Consider the following 1,098-nt stretch of genomic DNA (forward strand, 5'->3'; position numbering starts at 1 on the left):
AAATTCTCGTGGCGATCGATCCAGTCGCCGCTGACGAGCTTGGCGAAGACGGCCCGGTCGATCCCCCGCGGCGTGCGCAAATCGACGTCCTCCACGCAGGCATTCTGGCGGAGCGCGGCCAGCTTGAGGCGCGTGGTGAGCCGCCTGGTGTCGCGTTCCGCGGCTTCCCGGTCGACCAGCAGGCCGATGCGATCTTCGAGCGGCAAGGCTTCGAGATCAGGTGATCGGCGCTGCTCCTCGAAGGCCTTGGCCATGCCGCTCAAGCCGAGCTCGATCAGGCGTTCGTGGGTGGGATGGTTGAGCATACAGGTCTCCTTGGCTTCAGTGGAAATAATCCCGGCCGCGGATGTTGCCGTGGCGCAGGGGTTGGGGTTCGGAGGGCTCGTCGAGAAAGGTGCGATCCAGGCCGTTCTGGAGGATGGAGCGGATCGAGGCAACGGATCGCGCCTTGATCAGAATGCCGCGCCGGCAGGCCGCGTCGACGCGCTCGGCGCTGTAGCTTTTGGCCAGCGACAGAATGCCGAGGCAGGTGCGAAAGCCTTGCTCGGGATGCGGCCGGGCCGCGATCACGGCCTGGAAGAAGGCGGCGGTCGACGGACCGATCCGCTCACCGGCGGCGATCACTCTGGCGGGCGTCCATTGGCCGTAGCGCCGATGGGCGCTGGGCATATGGTCGGCGATGGTGGTGTGGCCCCGCCGGTTAGGGGCGCGGGCGTGGCTGGCGATCCTGCGGCCGTTGTGGAAGATCTCGACCGTCCTGTCGTCGATGCGCGCATCGACGAGCTCACGGATGAGCCGATACGGCGTGGAATACCAGTGTCCGTCGATCTCGATATGATAGTCGGGGCCGACCCGACAGCGCTTCCAGTGCGCGAAAGCGTAAGCCTGGTCCGGCAGCTTTGTGAGCTTGGGCTTGTCGAGTTCGGCGAACAGTTCGGCGCGGCTGGCGCCAAAGTCGCGCATCTGTCGGGCATTGAGTTCGACGACGAGTATTTTGATGGCTGCGTTCAGCTCCGCCAACGAAAAGAAGCGTTGGTTGCGCAGCCGCGCCAGAATCCATCGCTGGGCGACTTGCACCGCAACTTCGACCTTTGCCTT

The 1,098-nt window shown here is 65.0% G+C and carries 2 protein-coding genes; both read right to left on the reverse strand.

Annotation, left to right across the window (positions count from 1 at the left end; genetic code table 11):
* The coding region (locus tag ACZYOF_RS43885) for an ATP-binding protein (protein ID WP_463719604.1) at nucleotides 1-305 on the reverse strand (305 nt) is incomplete at its 3' end.
* A 16-nt stretch (nucleotides 306-321) separates the two neighbouring features.
* The coding region (locus ACZYOF_RS43890; protein WP_463719605.1) for a Mu transposase domain-containing protein at nucleotides 322-1,098 on the reverse strand (777 nt) is incomplete at its 5' end.

This window comes from Bradyrhizobium sp. LeoA1Lang, assembly GCF_055413685.1.